This window comes from Flavobacterium sp. UBA6195 (assembly GCF_002422095.1).
GTDB lineage: Bacteria > Bacteroidota > Bacteroidia > Flavobacteriales > Flavobacteriaceae > Flavobacterium.
The window spans coordinates 14,605-40,489 of record NZ_DITB01000059.1; the positions used below are offsets into that span (position 1 = coordinate 14,605).

Here is a 25,885-nt window from a genome sequence, read left to right on the forward strand (position 1 = left end):
AAGTAGCATTAGCTACTTTTTTTTATTTCAATAAATTTGCTGACAATTTGACATTTTTCAACTTTTGGCAATACATTTGCAATCACACTTACTAAAGTAAAAATGTTTAAAAAAATATTTAAAAATATGAGTCAAGATACTACTGAAAACATCGAGAAGGAAAACGTTCAGGGAGAACATGTTTCAGAAAATCAAGGGATAACACCACCAGAACAAACTTTAGAAGAGCAATTACAAGAACAATTATCCGATGAAAAAGACAGATTTTTGCGTTTGTTTGCCGAATTCGAAAACTATAAAAAGCGTACTGCAAAAGAGCGTATCGATTTATTCAAAACTGCTAATCAAGAGGTATTACAAGCAATGTTGCCTGTTTTAGATGATTTTGATAGAGCTTGGGCTCAAATTTCTAAATCAGAAGAGGAAGCTTTAGTTACTGGAGTTCAATTGATTCATGATAAATTAAAATCAACACTTGTTTCTAAAGGCTTAGAGGAAGTGGAAATAAAAGCAGGAGATGCTTTTAATGCTGATTTTGCAGAAGCAATTACCCAAATTCCAGCACCATCTGATGATTTGAAAGGTAAAATTGTAGATGTAATTGAAAAAGGTTACAAATTAGGTGATAAAATCATCCGCTACCCAAAAGTAGTCATCGGACAATAATTTTTACTGTAGAGACAAGTTACGACTTGTCTTTTTCTACATATTTTAATAAAAGATATAATGAAAAAAGATTTTTACGAAATATTAGGCATCACTAAAAGTGCTACTCCTGAGGAAATTAAGAAAGCGTATCGCAAGAAAGCAATCGAATTCCATCCTGATAAAAATCCAGGAAATAAAGAAGCAGAAGAAAACTTTAAAGTTGCTGCTGAAGCATATGAAGTATTAAGCGACCCTGACAAAAAGGCTCGTTATGACCAATATGGACACCAAGCATTTGAAAATGGAGGTTTTGGTGGTGGTCAGCACATGAATATGGATGATATTTTCAGTCAGTTTGGTGATATTTTTGGAGGTGCTTTTGGAGGTGGAGGTTTCTCTGGCTTTGGAGGTGGTTTTGGTGGCGGTGGTCAACGCAGAGTAAAAGGAAGTAATCTTCGTATTAAAGTGAAATTGACTTTAGAAGAGATTGCCAATGGAGTTGAAAAGAAAGTAAAAGTTAAACGTAAAGTTCAAGCTAAAGGTGTTACTTACAGAACTTGTCCAACTTGTAATGGTTCGGGACAAATTATGAAAGTAGCCAATACGATTTTGGGTAGAATGCAAACGGCAACTACGTGTCACGTTTGTAGCGGTTCTGGTCAAATTTTAGATCAAAAACCTGCTGGAGCTGATGCACAAGGAATGTTGTTAGAAGATGATACAGTTTCAATCAAAATTCCAGCTGGAGTAGTAGATGGAATGCAATTAAAAGTAGCTGGTAAAGGTAATGAAGCGCCAGGAACAAACAGTATCCCAGGTGATTTAATTGTAGCTATCGAAGAAATCGAACACGAATCTTTAAAGCGTGAAGGTGAAAATCTACATTATGATTTATATATCAGTTTTGCAGAAGCAGCATTAGGTGTTTCAAAAGAAATTGATACGGTTTCTGGAAAAGTTCGAATTAAATTGGAAGAAGGAATTCAGTCTGGAAAAATACTCCGATTAAAAGGAAAAGGTATTCCAAGTTTGAACTCTTATGGGAATGGAGATTTATTAGTACATGTGAATGTTTGGACACCTAAGATATTAAATAAAGAACAAAAACAGTTTTTTGAGAAAATGCTTACAGATGAAAATTTCATTCCAAAACCTGAAAAGTCAGACAAATCTTTTTTTGAAAAAGTTAAAGATATGTTTTCATAATTAAATAAATATTAATACATTTGAAACTCACTTTCTTAGGAAAGTGAGTTTTTCTTTTTCATAGCAATTTTTCCCATCCTTTAGCAATAAAGGGTGGGTTTTTTTTGTAACAAAATCCGAATATTTACTACTTATAACAATACAAATTCATACTTTTTATATATGAGCAATATTCTCGAAGTACAAAATGTAGTGAAACAATATGGCGACTATACCGCTTTAAATAATGTTTCGCTTCAAGTTCCAAAAGGTAGTATTTATGGTCTTTTAGGTCCTAATGGTGCTGGAAAAACCTCTTTAATTCGCATTATCAATCAAATTACAATGCCTGATAGTGGTATTGTGTTTTTAGATGGTGAAAAGTTAAATCCAGAGCATGTAAAATACATTGGATACATGCCCGAAGAACGCGGTTTGTATAAGACCATGAAAGTAGGCGAGCAATGTTTGTATTTGGCACAGCTAAAAGGAATGCCCGAAGCAGAAGCTAAAAAACAATTAAAATATTGGTTCGAAAAGTTCGAAATTCAAGGTTGGTGGGACAAGAAAATTCAGGAACTTTCTAAAGGTATGGCGCAAAAAATTCAGTTTATTGTAACAGTTTTGCACCAACCTAAATTACTGATTTTAGATGAGCCATTTTCAGGTTTTGACCCCGTTAATGCCAATTTAATTAAAGATGAAATCATCGAATTAAATAAAAAAGGAACTTCCGTAATTTTTTCTACACACCGAATGGAATCGGTAGAAGAAATGTGTGATTATATTGCGTTAATTCACAAATCTAATAAGCTTATCGAAGGAAAATTAGATGATGTAAAACGTCAACATCGTACTAATATTTATCAAGTAGGAATCGTTACTGAGAATATTGAAGGTTTAATGTTACAGTTAACACATAAATTCACATTAAATCAAACCAATTTTAAATCATTAAACGATGATTTAAAATTAGAAGTACATCTAGGTCAATATAATTCAAACGATTTGCTTTCCATTTTAACTCAATTCGGACAAGTGACGCATTTTGTAGAAAAAATCCCAACAGTTAACGACATATTTATTCAAACCGTAAGTCAATAATCATGAGCGTATTATCATTAATTATTAAGAGAGAATTTATTGCCAAAGTGCGCAATAAATCATTTATCGTAATGACTTTTTTAGGTCCGTTATTGATTGTAGGAATGACGTTTTTAATAGCTTATTTATCAAGTGTAAATAAAGGTGATGTTAAGACTATTGGAGTTCACGATAGAGCTAATGTCTTTGTAAAAGATTTTAAAAATACAGAAGATATTAAATATGTAAATCTTTCTAATTTGTCATTTGATAAGGCAAAAGATTCTTCGAGCAACGCTTTTGAAGGTTTGATTTATGTGCCAGAGGTTCAAAATGTAGAAGAATTGGCCACTAAAACAACGTATATTTCAGATGATAGTCCGAAAATGGATTTCTTAATGAATTTGCAGAAAGTTATTGATACTAAATTAAATAAAGAGAATTTAGAAAAGTTAGGATTTAATGCCGATACCATTGAAAAAGCAAAAATTAAGTCAGAAGTTCAATTTGCGAAATTTTCAGGAGAAGATGGTTTAAAATATTTAAATGAAATCAAAATCGGAATTGGATTTGCTTTCGGATATTTAATTATGATGTTCATCATTATTTACGGAAATATGGTAATGCGAAGCGTTATTGAAGAAAAAACGAATCGAATTATTGAAATCATTATTTCTTCGGTAAAACCATTCCAATTAATGATGGGAAAAATCATCGGAACTTCGTTAGCAGGAATATTACAATTCTTAATTTGGATTGTTTTGGGAGTTATTTTAATGTTCTCTTTATCTGCTGTTTTAGGAGGACAACAAGAAGCTGTTGCTACCGCTCAAGTTTCGGCAGAACAAGCTGAAGTAGCTATGAGTTTTATGGATAAATTACAACTTTATATAGCAGAAATTCCAGTAACATCCATATTAATTGGTTTTGTGATTTTCTTTATTGGAGGTTACTTTTTATACAGTTCGTTTTACGCTGCCATTGGAGCGGCAGTAGATTCTGAAACCGATTCCCAACAGTTTTTAATGCCAATCATCATGCCTTTGATGTTAGCCGTTTATGTTGGTTTTTTAACGGTTATGAATGATCCACACGGAACGGTTGCTGTAGTCTTTTCATTAATCCCATTAACATCTCCAATTGTGATGTTAATGCGTATACCTTTTGGAGTGCCATTATGGCAATTAGCACTTTCTGTAGTTTTATTGTACGGAACGTTTATCTTTGTAGTCTGGTTTGCGTCAAAAATCTACCGAGTAGGTATTTTAATGTACGGTAAAAAACCAAGTTGGAAAGAATTATATAAATGGTTGAAATATTAAAGTAAGTTTAAAAGTTTATTGTTTAGGAGTTTAAAAGTTTTCAAAACCCTCTTAAACTTATAACCTCATAAACTTCTAACCTAAAAAAGAATGAGTAAAATCCTTATTATAGAAGACGAAGCAGCTATTCGAAGAGTATTGACAAAAATACTTTCCGAAGAAAATGATTCGTATAAAGTTGAAGAAGCTGAAGACGGTTTGCTAGGAATAGAAAAAGTCAAAAATGAAGATTATGACTTAATTCTTTGCGATATCAAAATGCCAAAAATGGACGGTGTTGAAGTATTAGAAGCTGTTAAAAAAATCAAACCCGAAATTCCAATGGTGATGATTTCTGGTCATGGCGATTTGGAAACTGCTATTAATACGATGCGTCTTGGAGCTTTTGATTACATTTCAAAACCACCCGATTTGAATCGTTTATTAAACACGGTTCGAAACGCATTAGACAAAAAACAATTAGTAGTAGAGAACAAAATCTTAAAAAAGAAAGTCTCTAAAAACTACGAAATGATAGGAAATAGCGAAGCTATCAATCACATCAAAACCATGATAGAAAAAGTCGCTCCAACTGATGCACGAGTTCTAATCACAGGTCCAAACGGAACTGGAAAAGAATTAGTTGCGCATCAATTACATGAAAAAAGCGAACGTTCATCAGCACCAATTATTGAAGTGAATTGTGCAGCTATTCCATCTGAATTAATTGAAAGCGAATTGTTTGGTCATGTTAAAGGTGCTTTTACTTCGGCTGTAAAAGACAGAGCAGGTAAGTTTGAAGCGGCTGATGGCGGAACGATTTTCTTAGATGAAATTGGTGATATGAGTTTATCGGCTCAAGCAAAAGTTTTACGTGCTTTGCAAGAGAATTTAATTCAACGTGTTGGGGCTGACAAAGACATTAAAGTAAATGTTCGTGTTGTGGCGGCAACCAATAAAGATTTAAAAAAAGAAATCGAAGAAGGCAGATTTAGAGAAGATTTATATCACAGATTAGCGGTAATTTTAATCAAAGTTCCCGCTTTGAATGATAGAAGAGAGGATATTCCAGAATTAATTGAGCATTTTGCTTCAAAAATTGCTTCCGAACAAGGAACTTCTCCAAAATCTTTTTCAAAATCAGCCATCAAATTATTACAAGAATACGATTGGACAGGAAATATCCGTGAGTTACGAAATGTAGTAGAACGCTTAATTATTTTAGGTGGAAACGAAATTTCGGAACAAGATGTAAAACTGTTTGCGAGTAAATAATATCAAGTGAATAGTAATTAGTAATTAGTGATAAGTTTGCTATTTACTTATCACTATTCACTAATTACTAAATAAAAAATGCAATTAAAAAAAATAAATCCCAACCTTCAAAAAGCACTTATTGAAAACGATTTAATCGAAGCGAATGAGTTGCAACAAGAAACATTCTCAACTATTAAAAGTGGTGTAGATGCTGTTATTCAAGCGCCTAATGGTTCTGGAAAAACGACTACTATTTTGATGAATGTAATTCAAAAAATGGAAAAGCCGGTTGGAGAGAGTACACGCGCTTTAATTCTAGTTCAAGATAAAGAGAAAGTCCTTGAAGCTGTTGAAACTTTTAAGAAATTAAACCGTTATAACAACTTAAGAGTTTTTGGTGCTCACGAAAAAGGGGATATCGATTATGATAAAAACCAAATTTCTTTGGGTATGGACGTTTTAATTGGAACACCTATTCGTATTAACGACATGTTTTCATCTGCCGGATTTAATATGACGACCATTAAAATGTTTGTGGTAGACGATGTAGAAGAAATGTTACGTAAAAGAGAAGATTCTATTATTCAAAGACTTTCTATGAGTGCTGAGAAAACCCAACGATTATTTTTCTGTTCACAAATTACCGAAAGAGTAGAAGTGTTAGCAGACAGAATTATGATTGAACCCTTATTTTTTGAGATGGAAGACTAATAAACAAAAACGCCTGATTTACTTCAGGCGTTTTTGTTATTATTTTACTTGGTCTAAACCTCTTTTTCTTAGTAGAGGTTCTATGGTTGGTTCTGCACCTCTAAAGCTTTTGTAAAGTTCCATTGGTTCTTCAGTTCCTCCTTTTTCTAAAATGTTTTTTCGGAAAGAGTTAGCACTATCTTGGTTAAACAATCCATTTGTTTTGAATACTTCAAAAGCATCAGTATCTAAAACTCCAGACCAAATATAGCTGTAGTATCCAGCTGAATATCCACCAGAAAAAATATGATTGAAATAAGTGCTTCTATATCTTGGAATTATTGTAGTTGGTAAATTAATTCTGCTCATAGCTTCTTTTTCGAAAGTTTCTGCATCAATTTTAATAGTTTCTGATTGAGTGTGATATTGCATATCTAAAAGTGAAGCTGCTAAATATTCAATAGTTGCAAATCCTTGGTCAAAAGTACCTGCTTTTTGCATTTTCTCAATTAAAGTGTCAGGAATTACTTCTCCAGTTTTATAGTGTTTTGCATACATTTTCATCACTTCTGGTTCGGCAGCCCAATTTTCCATAATTTGCGATGGTAATTCTACGAAATCTCTTGGAACACTTGTGCCTGCCAAACTTTCATAAGTTACATTCGATAATAATCCGTGTAAAGCGTGACCAAATTCATGGAAAAAGGTACTTACTTCATCAAAAGTTAATAAAGCTGGAGCGTTTTCAGTTGGTTTAGTAAAGTTACAAACAATTGAAACTATTGGAGCAATTCGTTTTCCATCTTCCATTTTTTGAGTTCTGTACGAAGTCATCCAAGCACCACCTCTTTTAGAAGTTCTTGGGTGAAAATCCATGTATAAAATTCCGACGTGATTTCCGTTTGCTTCAGTAACTTCCCAAACCGTTACGTCTTCGTGGTATTTTGGAACATTATTTAATTGTTTAAATTGTAAGCCATATAAATTTTTACAAACGGTAAAAACACCTTCTCTTGTTTTTTCTAAACTAAAGTATGGTTTCATTTCTTGTTCATCCAAATCAAAACGTTCTTTTCTGATTTTTTCTGCATAATATCTCCAATCATATGGTTGAACATCGTTTTTAATCCCATCTTTTAACATCATTTCTTTGATGTCAGCCGCTTCTTTGTTTGCCATGTCTAGAGCTGGAGCCCATAAATTTATTAATAGTTTAGTGGCAGTTTCAGGATTTTTAGCCATCGATTTTTCTAATACATAATCGGCATGCGTTTTATAACCTAGAAGTCTTGCTTTTTCACTTCTTAAATTAGCAATTTTAATCGCTAATTCTTTGTTGTCTTTATCGTTATTGTTGTTCGCTCGCATTTGGTATGCGTTCCAAATTTCCTGACGTAATTTTCTGTTTGAACTATATTGTAAAAATGGCATTACACTTGAATTTGATAAAGTAAAAACCCATTTTCCAGCTTTTCCTTTTGCTTTAGCATCAGAAGCAGCAGTTTCGATAAGTTCGTTTGGTAATCCAGCTAAATCGTTTTTGTTTGAAATTACTAATTCATACGAATTGGTTTCAGCTAAGATATTTTGACCATATTTTAAAGTAGCAACTGCGATTTCAGAGTTGATTTGTCTCAATTGTTTTTTGTTTTCATCAGATAAGTTTGCACCGCTTCTAACGAAACTTTTATAAAGATTCTCAAGGATTTTTCTTTGTTCTTCATTTAATTTGAAGTCATTTTGGTTGTCCCATACCATTTTTACTTTTTGAAATAAAGCATCATTTAAAAAAATATTATCATTATGTGCAGATAATTTTGAGGCCAATTCTTTTGCAATAGCCTGAATTTCTTCATTGGTATTTGCGCTATTTAAATTATAGAAAACCGTATTTACCTTTGAAAGTAACTTTCCTGAGTTTTCCATTGCTAAAACCGTATTATCAAAAGTTGGTTTTTCTTTATTGGAAACTATCGCATTAATTTCTGCTTCTTGTTTTTTTATTCCTTCTAAAATAGCAGGTTTAAAGTGTTCATTTTTTATTAAATGAAAAGGTGGAACTTGGTAAGGTGTAGTATACGTTTCAAAAAACGGATTCATAGTGGTTTTGTTTTTGTCTTGTGCATTAATCGTTACAGCAGTAGTGAGTGCTGAAAATAAAAGTATTGTTTTGATTTTCATTTTTGTGAAATTTAAAACGTAAAAATAAGTGATTTCTAATTGGAAGTCTAAAACTTAACGATATTTTATGAATTTGACATAAAAAAACTCCTGGAGATTCAGGAGTTTTATATTTTATTGTTTTATAATCTTTTTATTTAAAGTTTGCGTATTTGTTTCAATAAAAATAGTGTAAATACCCGAATTTAGATTCGATAAATCTAGAGTTCTTTTATTGTCATTTATTTCGTTTGAAAATATTATTTGTCCTAATTGATTGTAAATTCTGATATTTCTAATTTGATTATCACTTTCAATATTTAAATTATCTATAACAGGATTTGGACTTAATTTAAAATTATCAATTATAAAAGTTTCCGAATTTAGAGTAGATTGGATATTTACCCTAGCACTAAAAGTATTCCCAATAGCAGTATTGTTTATAGGCGTAATTGTATAATCTACATAACCATTTGCGTTAACATCTATTAAAGAAAGTTGTTGTGCAATAGTAGTTCCTGAACCATTTGAAGCTCCGCTAATATTGTTTGCTGTAAAGGTCCAAGTAAAATTTGAATTTGATACATTACTACTTGATAATACAATATTAGAAAAATCATTATTATTAATAGTTTGATTAGTTGTATTTGCAATTCCAATAGGAACTATGTCAATATTTACTGTAGCTGTAGAAAAGCTATAGCAGCCTGTATTGTCATCTATTAATTCATATTTAAATGAACTATTTGTAGCGCCAGTTTCTGGAGTAAATGTTCCTCCCATAGCATCAAAATTTCCTCCGGTCCCATCTATTCTTGTCCATGTTCCACCTGATTCTTCTCCCGAAATTATTGAAAATAAATCAATGGGTGTAGTTGAAGTTTCACTTGTCGAAATATCACCATCTAGTCCTGTATTGGGCGAAGGATTTACATATACAGTTAAAGTAATTGGGCTTCCTTGACAAACACCTCTAACAGGGGTTACATAATATATAGCAGTACCAATCATTGTGTTGTCAATTACTGCTAAAAAGTCATTAATCGACAATCCTGTCCCAGATGAAGCACCAGTTAAATTAGTAGAAGTTGAAGTCCAAGTGAAATAAGTTCCAGATAGTGTTGAAGCAAGATAAAGATCTGCGAATTCATTACTACAAATAGATAGATTTGGAGATTGTATTGCTACAGGTATAGGATTTACTGTAATCATAATATTTATTGGATTTCCATCTTCTCCATTTGCTCTCGGTGTTATTGATAATATTATATTACCATTCAATTGTGAGTTTGCTATATTTACTGTTTGATTGATATTTGTTTCATTTCCAAAAGGTAAAAAGGAATTACTTATATTATTGGTGGTGGCAGTCCATGTATAAGTAGTGTTAGGGGTATCACTATTTAAAACTATATCAGTTACTGACCCATCACAAATTGATGATGTAAAAGTTGCTGTTACTGTTGGTGGAACTAATGAATTACTTTTTGAAAAAATAAAATTGCTTAATAAAATTAAAGAAAGTAGAATGTAGCTTTTTTTCATTTGTTTGTTTTTTGTTTATCAAAAATATATAAAATATTTCATTAACAAATTAGTTCTAAAGTTTTAATTTAAAATGATTCAATTAAATTATCTTTGCACCTTCAAAAATTTAAGGAATCCCTTTTAACCTTTTAAACCTTAAACTTTTAAACTTACATTATGATTACAGTTAACGACGTTGCCGTAGAATTTGGCGGAACTACCCTTTTTAGTGATATTACTTTTGCTATTAATGAAAATGATAAAATTGCTTTAATGGGTAAAAATGGAGCAGGAAAATCAACTTTGTTAAAAATTGTAGCCGGAGCCAATAAACCTACTAGAGGTGGAATTTCGGCACCAAGTGATGCTGTAATTGCCTATTTACCCCAACATTTGTTAACTTCTGATAATTGTACCGTAATGGAAGAAACTTCAAAGGCATTTTCTGAAGTTTTAAACATGAAAAAAGAAATCGATGATATCAACGAACAATTAACAGTTCGAACGGATTATGAAAGTGATGAATACATGAAGTTAATTGAACGTGTTTCCGAATTATCTGAAAAATTTTATTCGATTGAAGAAGTGAATTATGAAGCGGAAGTTGAGAAAGTTTTAAAAGGTTTAGGTTTTGAAAGAGAAGATTTTACTCGATTAACATCAGAATTTTCTGGAGGCTGGAGAATGCGTATCGAATTAGCCAAAATCTTATTGAAAAAACCTGATTTGATTCTTTTAGATGAGCCTACAAATCACTTGGATATGGAAAGTATTCAATGGTTAGAAGAGTTTTTAATCAATCAGGCTAAGGCAGTAATGGTAATTTCACACGATAGAGCGTTTGTAGATAATATTACCAATCGTACCATTGAAGTTACAATGGGAAGAATTTATGATTATAAAGCAAAATATTCAGACTATTTGGTTTTACGTCAGGATAGAAGAATTCACCAACAAAAAGCGTATGATGAGCAACAGAAATTCATTGCTGAAAATCAAGCTTTTATTGAACGATTTAGAGGAACATTTTCAAAAACAGAACAAGTACAATCGCGTGTTCGTATGTTAGAAAAATTAGTTCTTGTAGAAGTTGACGAAGTAGATACATCGGCTTTAAAATTAAAATTTCCACCATCGCCTCGTTCTGGACAATATCCTGTTGTTGTGAGTGAGCTTACTAAAAAATATGGTGATCATGTAGTCTTCAATAATGCTAATATGGTTATTGAAAGAGGTCAAAAAGTAGCTTTTGTAGGTAAAAATGGAGAAGGAAAATCAACCATGATTAAAGCCATTATGGGCGAAATTGAGTACGAAGGCGGAAAAGTTGAAATTGGTCATAATGCTCAAATCGGTTACTTTGCACAAAATCAAGCTTCTTTATTAGATGGAGAAGCAACTGTTTTTGATACGATTGATAGAATTGCAGTTGGAGATATTCGTACGAAAATTAAAGATATGTTAGGCGCTTTCATGTTTAAAGGTGATGATATCCAAAAGAAAGTAAAAGTGCTTTCAGGAGGAGAGAAAACACGTTTGGCCATGATTAAATTATTGTTAGAACCTGTAAACGTTTTAATTTTGGATGAGCCAACAAATCACTTAGATATGAAAACTAAAGACATCATTAAAGATGCATTACGAGATTTTGACGGAACATTAATTCTAGTTTCTCACGACCGTGATTTCCTTGATGGTTTAGCCGAAAAAGTATTCGAATTTGGACACAAACGCGTTAAAGAACATTTTGAAGATATCAAAGGCTTCTTAGCACACAAGAAAATGGAATCTTTGAAAGAGATTGAAAAATAAATTAAAAGCTCCAATTGGAGCTTTTAATTTTTAGTATTGATTGAGAAGTTAATTAGTGTTTTATAAAATCTAGGAAAACCAATATTGTTAATTTCTGTTGTTTTTAATTTTGGATTATTTGCTACATTCAAAGTGTCAGCTCTTTTGTCATTATATAAAGGCATTTGAATACTAACTAATTTATTGTTAGACAGGTTTAGATTTTTGACAATTCCATTTGTATAGTAAAAGGATTCCATTTTATTATTTGAAAAATTAACGGATTCAAGATTTCTTTCTTTTCGAAATACAACTTTTTTTGAAATCCTATTGCTACTAAAATTTAGTTTTTGAATTCCTTTTGGAAGTTTATTTTCATCAAAAGTAGCTATTTTATTTTTGGAAATATTAAGTTCAATAATCGTAAATTTTGATAAATCAGGTTGTGTTTTTAAATTTTTATTTGATAAATCAAGATGATAAATAGTGTCAGATTGACTTAATTCGTTTGTATTAAATTTCGTATAAGTTTTACAACTTGATAGTTGAATAAGTACTATTAATAATATAACTTTCTTCATAAACTTCTTTTAAAGTTAAAATTATAACTTCTTGAGTGTGTAATTATAAGGGTTATTAGATTCTAAATGCATAGTAAAATGCAAGTTGCCATCCTTAAAATAGAATGATGCTTCTTTTTTTATTTTAATATTTGCAAGATTTGTTACATCCAAAAACAGTAAGTTATTGATTATCTCATAAGTTCCTTTGAAAGTTGGAAATAACGCTTTTTCTGAAAAAAAATAATAAAACTCATTCTCATTTCTAAATTCGAAAATCACTTCTCTATTATCGCTTCTAATTGAAGCTTTATAATCTTGTTGTAAAATTTTATTGCGATAGAGTTTTTGCATTTTTTCAGATAAAACTATCGAATCGTTTTCAACTTTATAAAAATAATCATTATTGAAAATTTCAATAACTTTCCATTTGCCAATTAAAGCTTTGTTCTCTTGGGCAATTATTATATTCGATAAAAATACTATTAGTAACGTAGTTATTTGCTTCATAAAAAGATGTTTTCAAATTTCATTCCAAAATTCATTTCTTCTTCCATTTCTCAAATCCCATAACACTAGGCTTGATTTCTTTTTGCCATTGATTTCCATAAGTTTTGTTTAGATATTCAAAAACCAATTCATTTTTAGTTTCATATTCCTTAAAGTTAGTAGGAGGAATGCAACCAAAATCGTGAAAGTATATGTTGTATTTCTTCGCAAAAGCCAAATCTTCTTTGGTGATTACAGAGGCAATTCCACCTAAAAGATAAATGGTTTTGGTTTTTGAGTTAATTTCGATTTTGATGGTGTCGTTTTGTTTCTTCTCTTGTGCATGAAGTGCAACGCTGAATAAAACAATTATGATAATTTGTTTAAAGTTCATCTTTAAATTCTTTGTAGATTTTTATTAGATTTTCTTTTGAGATATTTTTAGTAGTAATAATGATTACACCAAATTTTCCTTTTTCACCATATAATGATTTAGCTTTTTCATCTTTCCAAACGGTTATAGATTCAATGTCATTAGGATTTAAATATTCTATAACTTCATATTTTAAAATGGAATCATTTACTACAATTAGAGGTTTATCTCTCTTAACTATGTTTGTGGACTTTTTTGGTTGATTCATTATGGTATCTTGACTGAAACTTAAATGAGAAGTCAAAAAAGATAGAAATAAGAATAGGATTAATTGTCTTTTCATAATTTGAATTTTAAATTGTTATTGCTATTTCTTAATCGAAATAATCACCACACCTTTTTCTCCTTTTTTACCATAAATTTTTACGGCATCTGAAGGTTTGATGACTTCAATTTTTTCAATTTTTTGTTTACTTAAAGGCGCATACGGACTCGTGGGTTTTTCTCCAAACAAGGATTCTTCTGAATATTCCACACCGTTGATAAAATAAATAGGTTCTTTTAGTTCGATAATCGATTCAATTTCTTCTGGATTGATATTGTCTAGTGATTTTTCACTCATTTTACCATCAATCAAAAGTAAATCGTCGTTGGTTGTTTTTTTATCTTTATTCTGATTAGTTTCGGCTAAATTCATTGTGAAATCATAACGCTTCCCTTTTGCTAAATTTCCCGAATCATTTGCAGAAGCCGAATTCAAAATGGTATTGTTATATGTTGGAACCAAACTCGTTTTTGCCATTTCTTGAACTTCTTCCTTAACAATAAATTTTGGAATCATCATTTCTTTTTTTGATGCGTAATTGAAGGTATCGTTAATTACAATATTGTTTTGAATTACAATTTGTTGTTGTAAAATTTGTTCGGCATTTTTTTTAATTTTTGGAGTCGTATTTACAAATCCATTAGCCGATTCCGGCGTTGGAATCATATTTTTTGATGAATCAATAATTGTAGTAATGGTATTTTCTGGAACAATTACAGTTTCTTTTTCTTGTAGTAAGAAAAAAGCTAGCGTTCCTAATAAAACTACTGATGCTGCTACCGCCAATTTTTTCCACAAATGTTTCTCCTTTTGAAGCGTTTGGGTTTCTAATTTGTCTTCCACGCGCGCCCAAATCTTCTCCATGCCTGGAAAGTCTTTTTGCTCGGCGTTTTCGGCAGCTTGTTGTATTTTTTTATATAATTTTTCTTCTGTTCCCATGACTATTTTGCTTTTTGATAATAAAAAGTTCTTACCAATTCTTTTAATTTACTTTTCGCTGCATTCAATTGCGATTTCGATGTCCCTTCACTAATACCAAGTTGTTCTGCAATTTCTTTGTGCGAATAGCCTTCAATCACAAACAAATTAAAAATCGTTTGGCATCCATCGGGAATGTAATTCAGTAAATTGAGCAAATCTTCTTCTTCTAAATCAGTGACTTCATCTGCTAAAGGTTGCGAATTGTAGCTCACATCTTCCAAGTATAAATTAAAGTTGATGTTCTTTTTTATTTGCAATAGACAATTGTTCACCGTTATTTTTCGCGCCCAAGCTTCGAAAGCCAAATCTTCTTTTAGTTGATCTATTTTTGTAAATAGGGTAAAAAAAGCATCGGCCAATACTTCTTCAATTTCTTCCTCCTTTTTTAAATACCGTTTACACAAACGATAGAGCTTCGGCGCCATAATTTCATACACCATGCGTTGTGCTTCACGGTGTTGTTTTCGGCAGCCTTGTATGTGTTTTACATCCATAAAATGTTTTTTTTCAAAAATCAAGTTCAAGGGCAAATGCAATATTCAATTTGTTTTTTTTGTACTTGTAATTGACTTTGTTTTTGTCCTTGTTCTTGCTTCCTTTTTTTATATAGAGCATAAAAGTTGGTAAAAGGTTGGGAAGAAGTTAAAAAAGTTTTCAGTGTTCAGAAATTAGTTTTCAGTTTTCAACGTTAACTTGTAAATTTCAGCTTCTAAAGTCTCCGTATCATTGTCTTCGCACAATAAAAACTCAATTTCATTTTCTGATTCTTTGTAAAGTGTAATACCTTCAAATTTCTGATGTTCCGATAATAATTGCATATCAATAATTTCAAATGTCGGTGCGTGCATGATGCCTAAAATGGTTCCTAAAACTTCACCATCTTCATAAGTAGATGTTGTATTTTCGGCGCAAGCCAAGAAATAAATTTTATCGTTCACTAAAATCGCATCGGTAAAAGTGGTTTCAATATCATCTAATGTTGGAAGTGAAATCGGTACAAATCGAATACCATCTTCTTGGTTATTCGGAATAATAAAAATGCCGTTTCGACTATTTTTTGAATTGCCTCTTTGAAAAAGTAACATGGTTTGATGTGCATAAATAGCACCTTCAATATTCAATTGGTCATCGGTAAACGAACCAACATTTTTTAAATTTTGGTATAAAACACTTAAATCTTGCGTTTGTAAAGCATCCGAACCCAAATCTAAAGTGAACATCGTATTACGTTTTTGAGTTGAACCTGAACCCAACATAATTAGTTGATTTCCATATTGGGTAATGCTCTCTAAATCAGGTTTATTTTCTTTTTCAATGTTTTCTCTCGCTTCTTTTACCAATGGAAATTTCAACAAAAGTTTTTTATCGATGTCGTATTGGTACAAAAAGTTACTCGAATCCGAAATAACAAATAAAACATTTTGGGAATACACCAATCCCGATGCAGCAGAAATACCTTTTATCGTGAAGAAATTAGTAAGTTTAAAATTTTCCATATTTTTACAAAAGAGTTAACAATTTTTAGCGCAAATTAGCCTCTAAAAGTACTATTTTTACAGAGATTTAAAACCAACAACGATGGAAAATATCAATATTGAAGATTTTAAAGTGAAAGGTAAAATTAAGTTAGATGATTTTCTAACCAAACTTCCTATTGATACTGAGAAAGAACAAGAAGAATTAGCCTTGGATAAAATCCAAAAGAAACTTTCTAAAAAGCAAGATGCCATGTACGCGCACAACCGTCATGCGTTTTTAATTTGCTTACAAGGAATGGATACCAGCGGAAAAGATAGTTTAATTCGTGAGGTTTTCAAAGAATTTAATCCGCGTGGCGTAGTTGTGCATAGTTTTAAAACACCCAATTCAACTGAATTGGAACACGATTATTTATGGCGTCATTATTTGGCATTACCCGAAAAAGGAAAATTCGCTGTTTTCAATCGAACACATTATGAAAATGTATTGGTAACGCGAGTGCATCCCGAATATATTTTGTTTGAAAACTTACCAGGAATTGAAAAGGTGGAAGATATTACACCTCAATTTTGGGAAAATCGAATGGAACAAATGGTGAATTTCGAAAAGCATATTTCGCAAAATGGAACTAAAATCTTAAAGTTCTATTTTCACATGAGTAAAGACGAACAAAGAGAACGTTTATTAAAGCGATTAGAAAATCCAGAAGACAATTGGAAATTCAGTGCTGGCGATTTAAAAGAGCGCGAACGTTGGGACGATTACATGAAATATTACGAAGAAGCGATTAATAAAACGTCAACCGATTTTGCGCCTTGGTACATTATTCCAGCAGATGATAAAGGTGTAGCGCGATATATTGTTGCCAAAACCATTTGGGAAGAAATGCAAAAATTAACAGATATAGCTGAACCCGAATTAGATCCAAAAGTGAAAGCGAATATTGAAGAATATAGAGCACAATTAAAAAAAACGTAGAGACAAGTCATGACTTGTCTTATCTAATTTTAAAATTATAAAGTATAATGAAAGTATACACAAAAACAGGCGACACGGGAACCACAGCATTATTTGGTGGAACACGTGTGCCAAAACATCATATCCGAATCGAAAGTTATGGAACAGTTGATGAATTAAATTCTCACATCGGATTAATTCGCGACCAAGACATAAGCGATTTATACAAAAATGTCCTAATCGAAGTTCAAGATAGATTATTCACAGTTGGAGCTATTTTAGCAACTCCGCCTGAAAAAGAAACCTTAAAAAACGGTCAACCACGTTTGCAAAACCTTGGAATTGTGGAATCGGATATTGAATTTTTGGAAAACGAAATCGATACTATGGAAGAAGCGTTACCGCCAATGACACATTTTGTTTTGCCAGGCGGACACACAACTGTGTCATATTGTCATATTGCACGCTGTGTATGCCGTAGAGCCGAGCGTTTAGCGGTACATTTGAATGACATAGAACCCACAGATGAACGGGTAATTAAGTACCTAAACCGACTTTCTGACTATCTTTTTGTGTTGGCACGAAAGTTGTCCCATGATTTGAACGCTGACGAAGTACAATGGATTCCTAGAAAATAGTGTTCGGTAATCAGTTTTAAGTGTTCAGTATATCTGAAAATAGTGATGAAAACTCATGTTTTGAGCACTTAAAAAAAAACGTTCTTAAATTTTAATAAAAAAAGTAAAAAAAAACTTGCCTTATTGGGTATTAAATTTATTTTTGCATAAACTTAAATCGATAAAAGATGTATTGGACATTAGAATTAGCATCATACTTAAGTGATGCACCTTGGCCAGCAACCAAAGATGAACTTATCGACTATGCTATCAGAACTGGAGCTCCATTAGAAGTAGTGGAAAACTTACAATCTATAGAAGACGAAGGAGAAATCTATGAATCAATGGAAGAGATTTGGCCTGATTATCCTACTGACGAAGATTATCTTTGGAATGAGGATGAATATTAAAAAATAAATAAACACAACAGAAACAAGTCTCTTTACTGAGACTTTTTTTGTGGTTATATTTGCAAACCTATTTAGAAAATAAAAAATTATGAGTATCATAAATTCCATATTGAAAGCTTTTGTGGGAGACAAATCGGAGAAAGATGTAAAAGCGATTCAACCACTTATTAACAAAGTAAAATCTTTTGAGAGTGCTTTACAAGCATTGTCTCATGATGAGTTACGAGCTAAAACAGCCGAATTCAAAGCTAAAATTCAACAAGCTCGCGCTGACAAAGACGCTAAAATTACTTCTTTAAAACAAGACGCTGAACAAACTCAAGACATCGATGCACGTGAAGATATTTATGCTGAAATCGATAAAATCGAGAAAGAAGCTTATGAGATTTCTGAGAAAGTATTAAATGAAATTCTTCCAGAAGCTTTTGCAGTGGTGAAAGAAACGGCTCGTCGTTTCAAAGATAATACATCAATTACGGTTATAGCAACTCCAAAAGACAGAGAGTTATCAGCCACTAAATCGTATATCGCAATTGAAGGTGATAATGCTACTTGGGCAAATTCTTGGAATGCTGCAGGAAAAGAAATCACTTGGGATATGATTCACTACGACGTTCAGTTGATTGGTGGAGTTGTGTTGCATCAAGGTAAAATTGCCGAAATGCAAACGGGAGAAGGAAAAACTTTAGTAGCAACACTTCCTTTATACTTGAATGCGTTAACAGGAAACGGAGTTCACTTAGTAACCGTGAATGACTACTTAGCGCGTCGTGATAGTACTTGGAAAGCTCCTTTGTTCGAATTCCACGGAATGACAGTTGATTGTATTGATAATCATCAACCAAACTCTCCAGAGAGAAGAAAAGCCTATAATGCTGATATTACATACGGAACAAACAACGAATTTGGTTTCGATTACCTTCGTGATAATATGGCGCATGCTCCGGAAGATTTGGTACAACGCAAACACAATTATGCGATTGTCGATGAGGTCGATTCAGTTTTAATTGACGATGCTAGAACACCATTGATTATTTCCGGACCAGTTCCGCAAGGAGATCGTCATGAATTCTTAGAATTAAAACCTAAAGTTGAAAACTTAGTTAGTTTACAACGTAAATTAGCTACGGATTGTTTGACAGAAGCTAAACGTTTGTTCAAAGAAGGAAATACTAAAGATGCTGGATTCAACTTATATCGTTCATATAGAGCGTTACCAAAAAGTAAAGCGTTAATCAAATTCTTATCGGAAGAAGGAGTAAAACAATTACTTCAAAAAACAGAGAATTACTACATGCAAGATAACAACAGAGAAATGCCAAAAATCGATGAGGCGTTGTACTTTGTTATCGAAGAAAAAAATAATCAGGTTGAATTAACAGATAACGGAATTCAGTTTTTATCAACCGATACAGATGCTCAATTCTTCGTTTTACCCGATATTGGAACAGGAATTGCCCAAATTGAAAAGGAAAATTTATCTCCAGAAGAGGCAGCTGAGAAAAAAGAAGAATTATTCCGTGATTTCTCTGTAAAATCAGAGCGTATTCACACGTTAACGCAGTTATTAAAAGCGTATACTTTATTCGAAAAAGATACGGAGTACGTTATCATGGACAATAAAGTGATGATTGTAGATGAGCAAACAGGACGTATCATGGATGGTCGTCGTTACTCGGATGGTTTACACCAGGCAATCGAAGCTAAAGAAAACGTAAAAATCGAAGCGGCAACTCAAACTTTCGCAACTATTACTTTACAGAATTATTTTCGTATGTATAACAAGTTGGGAGGTATGACGGGAACAGCTTCAACGGAAGCAGGAGAATTCTGGGAAATCTACAAATTAGATGTGGTGGAAATTCCAACGAATCGTCCAATTGCTCGTAAAGATAAAGACGATTTAATTTACAGAACGGTTCGTGAGAAATTCAATGCTGTTATTGAAGATGTAGTACAATTATCAAATGCAGGAAGACCAGTATTGATTGGAACAACTTCAGTAGAGATTTCGGAATTATTAAGCCGAATGTTGAAATTAAGAGGTATTCAACACAACGTATTGAATGCTAAAATGCACAAAAGTGAGGCGGAAATTGTAGCGGAAGCAGGTAAGCCTGGAGTAGTTACGATTGCAACGAATATGGCAGGTCGTGGTACCGATATTAAATTATCTGACGAAGTGAAAAAAGCAGGTGGTTTAGCAATTATCGGAACGGAACGTCACGATTCGCGTCGTGTTGACCGTCAGTTAAGAGGTCGTGCGGGTCGTCAAGGAGATGTGGGTAGTTCACAATTCTACGTGTCTTTGGAAGATAACTTAATGCGTTTATTCGGTTCAGAAAGAGTAGCGAAAGTTATGGATAGAATTGGTCTAAAAGAAGGTGAAGTAATTCAACATTCGATGATGACAAAATCTATCGAAAGAGCACAGAAAAAAGTAGAAGAAAACAACTTTGGAGTTCGTAAACGTTTGTTAGAATATGACGACGTAATGAATGCACAAAGAGAAGTAGTATACAAAAGAAGACGTCACGCTTTACACGGAGAACGTTTGAAAGTGGATATTGCAAACATGATGTACGACACTTGCGAATTAGTAGTGGAACAAAACAAACTAGCAGAAGATTTCAAAAATTTTGAATTTGAATTGATTCGTTATTTTTCAATCAGTGCACCAGTTACACCAGCGGAATTTGCAAAATTATCAGCAAGAGAAATTACTGGAAAAACGTACAAAGCAGTTTTAGCTCATTATGAGGAGAAAATTGCTAGAGATGCACGTGAAGCGTATCCAATTATCAAAAATGTTTACGAAAACAATAATGGTCAGTACCAAAGAATTATTGTTCCTTTCACAGATGGAATTAAATCTTTAAACGTAGTTACTGATTTAGAAAAAGCGTATACAACTGAAGGTCGTTCGTTAGTGGCAGATTTCGAGAAAAACATCACATTAGCAATTGTAGATGAAGCTTGGAAAAAACACTTACGTAAAATGGACGAATTGAAACAATCGGTTCAGTTAGCGGTTCACGAACAAAAAGATCCATTATTGATTTACAAATTTGAAGCGTTCAACTTGTTCAAGAAAATGATTGACGATGTGAATAAAGAAGTAATTTCGTTCTTATTTAAAGGCGATTTACCACATCGTAATGAAAATATTCAAGAAGCAAGACAAGAAACACGTCAAGAACAATATACAGAAACGAAAGAGGATTTAGACTCACCAGCTTCAGAAGCTAAAAGAGCAGGAGAAATGGCAAGTCAAAGACCTCAAGTTACAGAAACGATTACTCGAGAAATGCCAAAAATCAATCGTAATGACACTGTTACTATCAAACACGTAATGAGTGGGAAAAGCGAAACCATGAAATACAAAAAAGCAGAAAGCATGATTGCTTCTGGTGAATGGGTTTTGGTTAACGAATAATCGAAAATCATAGAAATAAACTAATCCTCAATTGCTAAAAGTAGTTGGGGATTTTTTATCTTTGATAAAATTAAAATCACACAAAATGAAAACCAAAATTCTATTCTTCACATTCTTTCTTTTTCAAACTATTGCTGTTTTAGCACAAGATATGGCTTCGTTAAAAACAGAAGCTTTAAAATCATACAAAGCGAGTGTGAATATGAATTTTGAGGCTTTTTTTGAAACTACATACCCAAAAGTATTCGATATTGTATCGCAAGACCAAATGAAAGCAATGTTTGGTCAAATGATGGAAAGCGAGCAATTTTCAATAAAGTTAGTGGAAGTAGAACCTAATTTTTCATTTGGCGAAATCAAGAAAATTGAAGGGAAGTCGTTTTGTATGGTAACGTACAATAACGTAATGACGATGAAATTCAAGCAGCCAATGGATGATGCAGAATCTATGATTGATATTTTTAAATCTTCAATGGAAGCTGATAAAGTAACCTATGATAAGTTAACGAATACATTCCGTATTGAAATGCGTTCTACACTAATCGCAGTTGCGGATGATTTGACAAAAAACCAATGGAAATTTTTAAATAAAGACAAAGAGAACAAAATGTTTTCGATGTTATTTGATGCAAAAATTGTAAAAGCTTTAGGATTATAATATGAACGAAAATAATATCACTTACACCGAATTTTTCAACCAAGTTAGAGCGAGTATTGCAAATGGAACTTTTGCTAAATTAACGCTAGCCAAAACCGTTGGAAAACCCGAATTACAAAACATTTACGTAAAAACTATCGTAGAAGACAACATCTTAAAATTGTCGATGACGTATAAAATTTACACGACCGAAAAGCAAGAATTAGTAAAGATCTGTAAATTAGATGATTTAGAAGCCGAGTTAATTCCGCACATCAACAACCCATTTTTATCAGCTCTGTTATTTACAACCGAAGCCGATATTACCATGAAATTAAACAAAAAGCGCGTAGCCAGTATTATCGAACAACCGCCAACGTTTAAAAATGCGGATGCGAATTTGGTGGAGTTTTTGAATAAGTAATTTTTTAATTATTCCCCATCCGGAAAAATCTTTCCAGGATTCAATACATTATTTGGGTCAAAAATGGCTTTGATGCGTTCCATTAATTCCAAATGTACTTTTGAAAACGCAATATCCATGTAGTTTTTTTGTACTAAACCAATACCGTGTTCGCCAGAAAGCGTTCCTTTTAGACTAACTGTCAATTCAAATATCTCACGAATTCCTTTAGGAACTTCGGTTTTCCAATTGTCATCAGACATGTTGCCTTTGATGATGTTTACATGTAAATTACCATCGCCCGCATGTCCATAACACACCGATTGAAAACCATATTTCGCTCCAATTTCTTTGATGCCTTTTAATAGTTTTGGTAATTCGTATCTTGGCACAACGGTATCTTCTTCTTTATAAATCGAATTCGCTTTCACCGCTTCCGCTACAGAGCGACGCATTTTCCAAAGGGCATTTTTTTGTTCTTCGGTGTCGGCAAATAATACTTCGTCAATTTCAAATTGCTCTACGACTGCCAAAATTTGTTCGGCTTCTTGCATCAAAATTTCTGGATAATTTCCATCTACTTCAATCAACAAATGCGCTTGAACGTTTTCTTTGACTTCCACATTTAAGCCATCTACAAATTTTAAAGTCCAATCAATAGAATCGCGTTCCATAAACTCTAAAGCGCTTGGCACAATTCCGGCTCTAAAAATTGCTGAAACCGCTTCACATGCTTGCTCTGCTTTATAAAACGGAACCAAAAGCAATAAGTTATGTTTGTTTTGAGGTAATAATTTCAATACAATTTTAGTTACGATTCCCAAAGTTCCTTCGCTACCAACCATCAATTGCGTTAGGTTATAACCTGTCGAATTTTTCAAGGTATTCGCACCTGTCCAAATGATATCGCCTGTTGGTAAAACTACTTCTAAATTTAGTACATAATCTTTCGTAACACCATATTTCAAAGCTCTCGCACCACCTGAATTTTCAGCTATGTTTCCACCAATAAAACAACTTCCCATACTACTTGGATCTACGGGATAAAACAAGCCTTTTTCAGCAACCGCTTCTCGTAAAACTTGTGTGATTACACCTGGTTCTGTGGTAACTTGTAAATTTTTTTCATCAATTTCAATGATTTTATTAAAGCGTTCCATTGAAATCGCAATACCACCATAAATCGATAAAGCGCCACCACTCAAACCTGTACGCGCACCAATTGGCGTAGTCGGAATTTTATAAGTGTTGGAAACTTTTAAAATTTGCGCAACTTCTTCAGCATTCGCAGGTTTCACCACAACATGAGGCGGAAAACTCAAATCTTCCGTTTCATCATGACCATACGTTTTTCGAGTAGCCTCATCAGTAAAAATATAAGCCGAACCTACAATGTTTTCAAGCGCAAATAATATTTCTGGATTCATAGTGTAAAATTGAAAAGTAAAGATATTAAAAACTACTTAAAACCCAATACCAAATAGCAATAGTAATCAACGACAACGGAATTCCAATCCCAATCATCATGCTGCTTAATTTCGGTTTTAATCCGTAGTTAGAGGCTAAAATCGCTCCCGTAATCATTGGTGCCATGGCAGATTCCATGATAGAAACATCAATTTCTAAACCTTTTCCGTTTAATGCGATTTTGTATAGTAAGAAGAAAAAAGTCGGCATCAATATCAATTTAAAAAGTAATCCTAACGTTAGAAAACGCCAATGTTTACTTCGGGTATCAATTTTTAATTGCAATCCAACAGCAACTAAAGCGACTGGAGTTACCGTATTTCCAATTCTTAAAAACGAGTTTTGCAATGCTTCAGGAAATTCTAATGAAAATAGTGTGCAACAAAGTGCAATCGTAAAAGCGATAAAAGGAGGAAATTTTACAATTTTCAACAAGATTTCAGAAGTACTTAAATTACCTCTTGAAAAACTCGCTGCGACTAAAATTCCTAAGGTAGTTACGACTACGAATGAACCGGGTTGGTCAACAATGATAGCGGTTTTCAATCCGTCTGCACCATACAAAGCTTCGATAATTGGAAATCCTACGAAAGAAGTATTGCTCAATCCACCAGTCAAAATCAAACAGCCAATTAATTTTTTAGACCATTTGAAATACGTTCCCAAAGTATAGAAAAATACAAACGATAATCCGAAACCTAACCACGCAATTCCTAATGGATAAAGTAAAGCTAATGAAATCGTAATTTTTGGAATATAATACAACGCCATAGCCGGAAGCGAGACGTAAATCACATATTGATTCAAACTTTGATAGGCGTTTTTAGGAAATTGCGGTACTTTTTGAAGTGCAATCCCTAAAATCAAACATAAAAATAAAAGAATGATGTTTTCCATATGTCGAAAATCGAGAATACAAAGGTAATTAAACCTTGAGATTTCGATGTTTTATATTCCTACATTTTTTGTATTTTTACACAAAGCAAAACTCTTTTGAAAACACCTAATAAAAAATCGGCACTTTCAGAAATTCACGGCGTGGAACAACCTGAAACATTGAGTAGTGTTGTGGCACATCAAATTCAACAATTTCGAAGAAAACAACCTTCGGCTGATGAACTGATATCTGGAATTTTAAAAGGTGATAAAACCGCTTTGAGTCGTGCCATTACTTTAGTTGAAAGCACAAATCCTGAACATTTAGCGAAAGCGAATGAAGTCATAAAAGGATGTTTGCCACATGCTAATAACTCCGTTCGAATTGGAATTACAGGTGTTCCAGGTGTTGGAAAAAGTACGTTTATTGAAGCTTTTGGAAAATATTTAACTTCTATCGGGAAAAAAGTAGCCGTGTTAGCGGTTGACCCAAGTTCGTCTATTAGTCACGGAAGTATTTTGGGCGATAAAACCCGAATGGAAGAATTGGTAAAAGATGAAAACGCTTATATTCGACCAAGTGCTTCAGGTGACACGTTAGGTGGCGTTGCTAGAAAAACGCGTGAAACTATTATTTTGTGTGAAGCTTGTGGTTTTGATACGATTATTATTGAAACCGTTGGAGTAGGGCAAAGCGAAACTGCTGTTCACAGTATGGTAGATTTCTTTTTATTGTTGAAAATTTCAGGTGCTGGCGATGAATTACAAGGTATTAAACGCGGTATCATGGAAATGGCGGATACAATCGTAATCAATAAAGCCGATGGCGATAATGTTGCGAAAGCCAAATTAGCGAAAACCGAATTTAATAGAGCCTTACATTTATTTCCAGCCAAATCTTCAGGTTGGATTCCGAAAGTGACGACTTGTAGTGCTTATGAGAAAACAGGAATTGATGCGATTTGGGACATTATTTCCGAATATTTTGAATTGGTAAAAGCAAATCATTATTTCGAAGAAAAACGTCAAAATCAAAACCAATTTTGGATGATGGAAACGATTAATGAACAATTGAAATCACATTTTTATAATCATCCGAATATCATTCAATTATTAGAAGAAAATAAAAAAGCCGTGCAAAACAATGAAATTTCACCTTTTGCAGCGGCTATGAATTTGTTGGAACGGTATTTTAATAATGACAGGTAGGGATCAAGTCGCGACTTGTTTCTA

The 25,885-nt window shown here is 32.8% G+C and carries 25 protein-coding genes; 14 read left to right on the forward strand and 11 right to left on the reverse strand.

The genetic code is table 11. The features are described 5' to 3' along the window. Positions 1-126 precede the first annotated feature (126 nt). From B4I81_RS04830 to B4I81_RS04855, 6 genes are all read left to right on the forward strand, one after another. Entirely contained in the window at positions 127-666 is a 540-nt protein-coding gene (locus B4I81_RS04830) for a nucleotide exchange factor GrpE (RefSeq protein ID WP_414655086.1), read from the forward strand. Between the two features lie 60 nt (positions 667-726). Next, positions 727-1,854, forward strand: coding sequence for a molecular chaperone DnaJ (dnaJ, locus tag B4I81_RS04835; protein WP_291108296.1), 1,128 nt, complete (start codon positions 727-729; stop codon positions 1,852-1,854). Positions 1,855-2,016: 162 nt separating this feature from the next. Further along, positions 2,017-2,937, forward strand: coding sequence for an ABC transporter ATP-binding protein (locus B4I81_RS04840; protein WP_291108298.1), 921 nt, complete (start codon positions 2,017-2,019; stop codon positions 2,935-2,937). Between the two features lie 2 nt (positions 2,938-2,939). Next, positions 2,940-4,238: an ABC transporter permease gene (locus tag B4I81_RS04845; protein ID WP_291108300.1), complete on the forward strand. Its 1,299-nt coding sequence runs from the start codon at positions 2,940-2,942 to the stop codon at positions 4,236-4,238. Positions 4,239-4,328: 90 nt separating this feature from the next. Next, positions 4,329-5,492, forward strand: coding sequence for a sigma-54-dependent transcriptional regulator (locus tag B4I81_RS04850; protein ID WP_291108302.1), 1,164 nt, complete (start codon positions 4,329-4,331; stop codon positions 5,490-5,492). 78 nt (positions 5,493-5,570) lie between these two features. After that, positions 5,571-6,185 (forward strand): DEAD/DEAH box helicase, encoded by a 615-nt coding sequence (locus B4I81_RS04855; RefSeq protein WP_291108304.1) that lies wholly within the window; start codon positions 5,571-5,573, stop codon positions 6,183-6,185. Between the two features lie 39 nt (positions 6,186-6,224). On the opposite strand, the gene B4I81_RS04860 is transcribed toward B4I81_RS04855, so the two are convergent. Both B4I81_RS04860 and B4I81_RS04865 read right to left on the reverse strand, forming a co-directional pair. Then, on the reverse strand, positions 6,225-8,345 hold the full coding sequence (locus B4I81_RS04860; RefSeq protein WP_291108306.1) for a M3 family metallopeptidase: 2,121 nt from the start codon (positions 8,343-8,345) through the stop codon (positions 6,225-6,227). A 114-nt stretch (positions 8,346-8,459) separates the two neighbouring features. Continuing rightward, positions 8,460-9,869 carry a T9SS type A sorting domain-containing protein gene (locus tag B4I81_RS04865; protein ID WP_291108308.1) on the reverse strand — a complete coding sequence of 470 codons (1,410 nt, stop codon included), beginning with the start codon at positions 9,867-9,869 and terminating at the stop codon, positions 8,460-8,462. A 159-nt stretch (positions 9,870-10,028) separates the two neighbouring features. Between B4I81_RS04865 and B4I81_RS04870 the strand changes: the two genes are divergently transcribed. Next, positions 10,029-11,663 carry an ABC-F family ATP-binding cassette domain-containing protein gene (locus B4I81_RS04870; RefSeq protein ID WP_291108310.1) on the forward strand — a complete coding sequence of 545 codons (1,635 nt, stop codon included), beginning with the start codon at positions 10,029-10,031 and terminating at the stop codon, positions 11,661-11,663. A 23-nt stretch (positions 11,664-11,686) separates the two neighbouring features. On the opposite strand, the gene B4I81_RS04875 is transcribed toward B4I81_RS04870, so the two are convergent. The 7 genes from B4I81_RS04875 to B4I81_RS04905 form a co-directional block, all read right to left on the reverse strand. Beyond that, complete coding sequence (locus tag B4I81_RS04875) at positions 11,687-12,223, reverse strand: hypothetical protein (RefSeq protein WP_291108312.1); 537 nt, start codon at positions 12,221-12,223, stop codon at positions 11,687-11,689. A gap of 21 nt (positions 12,224-12,244) precedes the next feature. Next, a complete protein-coding gene (locus tag B4I81_RS04880; protein WP_291108314.1) occupies positions 12,245-12,712 on the reverse strand; it encodes a hypothetical protein in 468 nt (155 codons plus the stop codon). Between the two features lie 31 nt (positions 12,713-12,743). Beyond that, positions 12,744-13,085 (reverse strand): hypothetical protein, encoded by a 342-nt coding sequence (locus B4I81_RS04885; protein WP_291108316.1) that lies wholly within the window; start codon positions 13,083-13,085, stop codon positions 12,744-12,746. Beyond that, positions 13,075-13,407 carry a hypothetical protein gene (locus B4I81_RS04890; protein ID WP_291108318.1) on the reverse strand — a complete coding sequence of 111 codons (333 nt, stop codon included), beginning with the start codon at positions 13,405-13,407 and terminating at the stop codon, positions 13,075-13,077. Before B4I81_RS04890 ends, B4I81_RS04885 begins: the two co-directional genes overlap by 11 nt. A gap of 24 nt (positions 13,408-13,431) precedes the next feature. Then, complete coding sequence (locus B4I81_RS04895; RefSeq protein WP_291108320.1) at positions 13,432-14,328, reverse strand: hypothetical protein; 897 nt, start codon at positions 14,326-14,328, stop codon at positions 13,432-13,434. A 2-nt stretch (positions 14,329-14,330) separates the two neighbouring features. Next, positions 14,331-14,864, reverse strand: a complete 534-nt coding sequence (locus B4I81_RS04900; protein WP_291108322.1) for an RNA polymerase sigma factor — start codon at positions 14,862-14,864, stop codon at positions 14,331-14,333. Positions 14,865-15,038: 174 nt separating this feature from the next. After that, the gene (locus tag B4I81_RS04905) at positions 15,039-15,866 is read right to left on the reverse strand and encodes a DUF6929 family protein (RefSeq protein WP_291108324.1); all 828 of its coding nucleotides are present in this window, start codon (positions 15,864-15,866) and stop codon (positions 15,039-15,041) included. Positions 15,867-15,948: 82 nt separating this feature from the next. Between B4I81_RS04905 and B4I81_RS04910 the strand changes: the two genes are divergently transcribed. The 6 genes from B4I81_RS04910 to B4I81_RS04935 all read left to right on the forward strand — a co-directional run bounded on the left by B4I81_RS04910 (position 15,949) and on the right by B4I81_RS04935 (position 22,330). Further along, on the forward strand, positions 15,949-16,827 hold the full coding sequence (locus B4I81_RS04910) for a PPK2 family polyphosphate kinase (protein ID WP_291108326.1): 879 nt from the start codon (positions 15,949-15,951) through the stop codon (positions 16,825-16,827). Positions 16,828-16,874: 47 nt separating this feature from the next. Beyond that, the gene (locus B4I81_RS04915; RefSeq protein ID WP_291108328.1) at positions 16,875-17,444 is read left to right on the forward strand and encodes a cob(I)yrinic acid a,c-diamide adenosyltransferase; all 570 of its coding nucleotides are present in this window, start codon (positions 16,875-16,877) and stop codon (positions 17,442-17,444) included. Positions 17,445-17,611: 167 nt separating this feature from the next. Next, entirely contained in the window at positions 17,612-17,833 is a 222-nt protein-coding gene (locus tag B4I81_RS04920; RefSeq protein WP_002986941.1) for a DUF2795 domain-containing protein, read from the forward strand. 88 nt (positions 17,834-17,921) lie between these two features. Continuing rightward, complete coding sequence (secA, locus tag B4I81_RS04925) at positions 17,922-21,269, forward strand: preprotein translocase subunit SecA (protein WP_291108330.1); 3,348 nt, start codon at positions 17,922-17,924, stop codon at positions 21,267-21,269. A gap of 85 nt (positions 21,270-21,354) precedes the next feature. Beyond that, on the forward strand, positions 21,355-21,927 hold the full coding sequence (locus B4I81_RS04930; protein WP_291108332.1) for a hypothetical protein: 573 nt from the start codon (positions 21,355-21,357) through the stop codon (positions 21,925-21,927). A 1-nt stretch (position 21,928) separates the two neighbouring features. Beyond that, a complete protein-coding gene (locus B4I81_RS04935; RefSeq protein ID WP_291108334.1) occupies positions 21,929-22,330 on the forward strand; it encodes a hypothetical protein in 402 nt (133 codons plus the stop codon). 8 nt (positions 22,331-22,338) lie between these two features. On the opposite strand, the gene B4I81_RS04940 is transcribed toward B4I81_RS04935, so the two are convergent. Then, complete coding sequence (locus tag B4I81_RS04940) at positions 22,339-23,736, reverse strand: FAD-binding oxidoreductase (RefSeq protein WP_291108336.1); 1,398 nt, start codon at positions 23,734-23,736, stop codon at positions 22,339-22,341. A gap of 25 nt (positions 23,737-23,761) precedes the next feature. Then, positions 23,762-24,673 carry an AEC family transporter gene (locus B4I81_RS04945; protein ID WP_291108338.1) on the reverse strand — a complete coding sequence of 304 codons (912 nt, stop codon included), beginning with the start codon at positions 24,671-24,673 and terminating at the stop codon, positions 23,762-23,764. 96 nt (positions 24,674-24,769) lie between these two features. On the opposite strand from B4I81_RS04945, the gene meaB reads away from it, so the two are divergent. Beyond that, entirely contained in the window at positions 24,770-25,861 is a 1,092-nt protein-coding gene (meaB, locus tag B4I81_RS04950) for a methylmalonyl Co-A mutase-associated GTPase MeaB (protein ID WP_291108340.1), read from the forward strand. The last annotated feature ends 24 nt before the right edge of the window (positions 25,862-25,885 follow it).

Excerpts from the sequence above, each read along its gene's own strand:
- B4I81_RS04830 (WP_414655086.1), top strand. The coding sequence starts at position 127 with ATGAGTCAAGATACTACTGAAAACATCGAGAAGGAAAACGTTCAGGGA.
- dnaJ (WP_291108296.1), top strand. The coding sequence starts at position 727 with ATGAAAAAAGATTTTTACGAAATATTAGGCATCACTAAAAGTGCTACT.
- B4I81_RS04840 (WP_291108298.1), top strand. The coding sequence starts at position 2,017 with ATGAGCAATATTCTCGAAGTACAAAATGTAGTGAAACAATATGGCGAC.
- B4I81_RS04845 (WP_291108300.1), top strand. The coding sequence starts at position 2,940 with ATGAGCGTATTATCATTAATTATTAAGAGAGAATTTATTGCCAAAGTG.
- B4I81_RS04850 (WP_291108302.1), top strand. The coding sequence starts at position 4,329 with ATGAGTAAAATCCTTATTATAGAAGACGAAGCAGCTATTCGAAGAGTA.
- B4I81_RS04855 (WP_291108304.1), top strand. The coding sequence starts at position 5,571 with ATGCAATTAAAAAAAATAAATCCCAACCTTCAAAAAGCACTTATTGAA.
- B4I81_RS04860 (WP_291108306.1), bottom strand. The coding sequence starts at position 8,345 with ATGAAAATCAAAACAATACTTTTATTTTCAGCACTCACTACTGCTGTA.
- B4I81_RS04865 (WP_291108308.1), bottom strand. The coding sequence starts at position 9,869 with ATGAAAAAAAGCTACATTCTACTTTCTTTAATTTTATTAAGCAATTTT.
- B4I81_RS04870 (WP_291108310.1), top strand. The coding sequence starts at position 10,029 with ATGATTACAGTTAACGACGTTGCCGTAGAATTTGGCGGAACTACCCTT.
- B4I81_RS04875 (WP_291108312.1), bottom strand. The coding sequence starts at position 12,223 with ATGAAGAAAGTTATATTATTAATAGTACTTATTCAACTATCAAGTTGT.
- B4I81_RS04880 (WP_291108314.1), bottom strand. The coding sequence starts at position 12,712 with ATGAAGCAAATAACTACGTTACTAATAGTATTTTTATCGAATATAATA.
- B4I81_RS04885 (WP_291108316.1), bottom strand. The coding sequence starts at position 13,085 with ATGAACTTTAAACAAATTATCATAATTGTTTTATTCAGCGTTGCACTT.
- B4I81_RS04890 (WP_291108318.1), bottom strand. The coding sequence starts at position 13,407 with ATGAAAAGACAATTAATCCTATTCTTATTTCTATCTTTTTTGACTTCT.
- B4I81_RS04895 (WP_291108320.1), bottom strand. The coding sequence starts at position 14,328 with ATGGGAACAGAAGAAAAATTATATAAAAAAATACAACAAGCTGCCGAA.
- B4I81_RS04900 (WP_291108322.1), bottom strand. The coding sequence starts at position 14,864 with ATGGATGTAAAACACATACAAGGCTGCCGAAAACAACACCGTGAAGCA.
- B4I81_RS04905 (WP_291108324.1), bottom strand. The coding sequence starts at position 15,866 with ATGGAAAATTTTAAACTTACTAATTTCTTCACGATAAAAGGTATTTCT.
- B4I81_RS04910 (WP_291108326.1), top strand. The coding sequence starts at position 15,949 with ATGGAAAATATCAATATTGAAGATTTTAAAGTGAAAGGTAAAATTAAG.
- B4I81_RS04915 (WP_291108328.1), top strand. The coding sequence starts at position 16,875 with ATGAAAGTATACACAAAAACAGGCGACACGGGAACCACAGCATTATTT.
- B4I81_RS04920 (WP_002986941.1), top strand. The coding sequence starts at position 17,612 with ATGTATTGGACATTAGAATTAGCATCATACTTAAGTGATGCACCTTGG.
- secA (WP_291108330.1), top strand. The coding sequence starts at position 17,922 with ATGAGTATCATAAATTCCATATTGAAAGCTTTTGTGGGAGACAAATCG.
- B4I81_RS04930 (WP_291108332.1), top strand. The coding sequence starts at position 21,355 with ATGAAAACCAAAATTCTATTCTTCACATTCTTTCTTTTTCAAACTATT.
- B4I81_RS04935 (WP_291108334.1), top strand. The coding sequence starts at position 21,929 with ATGAACGAAAATAATATCACTTACACCGAATTTTTCAACCAAGTTAGA.
- B4I81_RS04940 (WP_291108336.1), bottom strand. The coding sequence starts at position 23,736 with ATGAATCCAGAAATATTATTTGCGCTTGAAAACATTGTAGGTTCGGCT.
- B4I81_RS04945 (WP_291108338.1), bottom strand. The coding sequence starts at position 24,673 with ATGGAAAACATCATTCTTTTATTTTTATGTTTGATTTTAGGGATTGCA.